Here is a 2709-nt window from a genome sequence, read left to right on the forward strand (position 1 = left end):
GGGTGCCTTACAATGGTGAACATAGAAGTACTCTAGCAATAAATAATTAATATTTTACTTGTTTATTGCCTCAGTTCTTTGTTAACTACAGTATTGTGTTGATTTATGTGATTCAGCTGGCTAAATTGTAAAGAGAAAACTTGTTTTTATTCCGCTTTATTTTCACGTAACATTCCGTTTTGTCGTTTCAGTTTTTAAGTTTCAGTTCCATTTTGAGCGACAGAATTCGACCGCAATTTATTCAATTCTGCACGAGTCTGTTTTAGAGTTCAGTTACGTTTTTACATTTTTAAATTCAGATCCGTAACAGGCTAAAATTCTGTTTTCAATTTTTTAGAGTTACGTTGCTAAAACTCCGCACAAATTGAGCGTTTTTTGTTGATGCAATATTGTAGTTAACGGTCAAGTGTATGAGCAGTGGCGGGTTTTATGCACTAACTGTTCGGTTTAGCACAAAGATAGCTAAAAAGCAGAAACTTTGGTTTTGGCACTTTCCCCGCTATTGCTTATTCACCTTGTTAGGTGCTGGCATTTTTACACGAATTTCATTGGATATTTCGTCTTTATTTGTCCTTTTGCAATCTTTTTAAGTTTGGATTCCATCAGCCTTCTGGTCAATGGTTTTAGATAGTCAAGATACAAAATTCCTTCTGTGTGGTCGTATTCGTGCTGTATCATTCTTGCGGTCGTTCCGCTAAATGTCTTTGTTTGAAAGTCAAAATCTTTGTTGTAATATTCTATGCTAATCGTCCAAGGTCTTTTTACTTTTTCCGATAAATTTGGGATACTTAAACAGCCTTCTTCGTCTTCCCAAAGCTCTGCGGAACGTTTAATGATTTTTGCGTTGATAAAAGTTTCCATTATTCCTTTGTCGTCTTTGTCAAAATAGATTTCCCTGTCCGCTTCGTCAAGATTTTCAAAAGTTGTTTTACTGTCCACTACAAAAAGTCTTATCGGAAGTCCGATTTGTGGCGAAGCCAATCCGCAACCATTGGCGTTTTTCATTGTTTCCCACATATCGGCTATTAGCTTGTCCAACTCGGGATAATTCTTTTCGATGTCGTTGCACTTTTGTTTTAAAATGCTGTGTCCGTATGCTAAAATAGGTCGTTTCATTCCTTTGCTTTTTATCGCAAAGTTCCAAAGAATGAACAAGGTTGGCAATGAACCTATGTTAAGTAATCTGTCTGCGAATACGGCTCAAGCCCTGTGGCGTTATTCCGATGTAGGAAGCCACGTATTTTAGCGGAATGAATTTTAAAATGTCGGGCTGTTCGCTGAACAGTCTTAAATAACGCTCTTTCGCATTGTATTTAAGCAAGGACAGTTCACGTTTGCTTTTAGCCAAAAACAATTTTTCGGAAGCGAAGCGTCCTAAATAATTCCCAACTTTGGTCTGGGCATACACTTTTTGCAAATCGTCAAAGGAAATTTGCTAAACAACGGTTTCCGTCAATGCCTGTAATTCGTATTCGGACGGTGTTTGCGTGAGAAAAGAGTCGTAAGCACAGGTAAATTCTTTGTCGAAACTGAAATTAAAAGTCAGTTCGTTTTCATCATCGGGAATGTAAAACCGAACGATGCCCGTTTCAACGAATGAAAGGTAATTTTCCGTTTCGCCCTGCCGTGTGATGATTTGGTTTTTGGCAAACACTTTTCTGTCAAAATGTGAAGCTATAAATTCCCATTCCGATTCTTGTAGCTTTACGATTCTTTCATAGTATTCTCTTATGTGTCCCATTTTTGACGGTTTTTTGTTCTGCTTGCACCTAACGGTTTGTGTATAATTAGTTGCGGACATTTCCGCCGGAAATTGTCCGCCTGAAGTAAATATAATTGATTGCAATGAATTCCGACTAAGGAATTCAACCGCAATTAATTATACACCTTGTTGGCAGTAGTATTTTATTCAAGGGTTTTCTCAAAAATTGAAAATTTAAGATTATTCCCTATTCCTAATTTCTGGCATTTTTGTTTAAAATCCGATTCACTACGGAAGCTAAAATGGGTATATGGATTATTCCCATTTTTCTTCCCCGTATCAATTATATGGTAGATGGTAATTTCTTTATATGGACTGAGGCTATCGGGGATATAACTATATCTATTTTCAGTATGGTACCACTTTCCCCTTTCAAGATACACGGTGTCGCCCTCCTTCAAGAAAACAGTGTCCTTTAGATGTTTTACTGGATAGTGTCCACGATCATTTTTATTCCATCCATCATATAGACTGTTTTCCAAGGAGTCTGCAATAAAAGGATGTTGTTTTGCAATTATAAATCGGTTGTTAAATCCCACCGCGAAAACAGTCTTAGGAATAATGATATTTTGAATTGAACCATAAACATTTTCTGTGGTGCAATAAACTATTTGTTGATTCTTTTTGTAGTCAAGCCAATAAAGCCAGTAGTTTTTTATCAATGGTTTCTGAACGTAAGGATTATCGCCAAAAAGACAACTCGTAAGAACTAGACAAATGATAAAACCTAATGCAATTTTCCTCATTTTATTGTCAGAGTTTAATATAACTGCCAACGGTTTTGGCTATGATACGTTGCGGAAAAATCCGCAGGATTCTTTCCGCTATAGCCGAAAGATAGTAAATTGCAATGAAATTCCGATAGGAAATTCAGTAGCAATTGAATATATACCTCTTAAGTTAGCAATCTATTAACTTTAACATTTAATCATAAAGAACCAAAGAGA

2 protein-coding genes and 1 pseudogene are annotated in these 2709 nt (G+C 36.3%); all 3 read right to left on the reverse strand.

Annotated features, from left to right (window positions below):
* Positions 1-534: 534 nt before the first annotated feature.
* Positions 535-1116 (reverse strand): peptide deformylase, encoded by a 582-nt coding sequence (gene def, locus WA340_RS12690; protein WP_336129354.1) that lies wholly within the window; start codon positions 1114-1116, stop codon positions 535-537.
* A gap of 58 nt (positions 1117-1174) precedes the next feature.
* Positions 1175-1741 (reverse strand): annotated as a pseudogene (locus WA340_RS12695) (Crp/Fnr family transcriptional regulator).
* 164 nt (positions 1742-1905) lie between these two features.
* Positions 1906-2538 (reverse strand): hypothetical protein, encoded by a 633-nt coding sequence (locus tag WA340_RS12700; RefSeq protein ID WP_336129355.1) that lies wholly within the window; start codon positions 2536-2538, stop codon positions 1906-1908.
* Between the last annotated feature and the right edge of the window lie 171 nt (positions 2539-2709).

This window comes from Mesoflavibacter sp. CH_XMU1422-2, assembly GCF_037029245.1.
Lineage (GTDB): Bacteria > Bacteroidota > Bacteroidia > Flavobacteriales > Flavobacteriaceae > Mesoflavibacter > Mesoflavibacter zeaxanthinifaciens.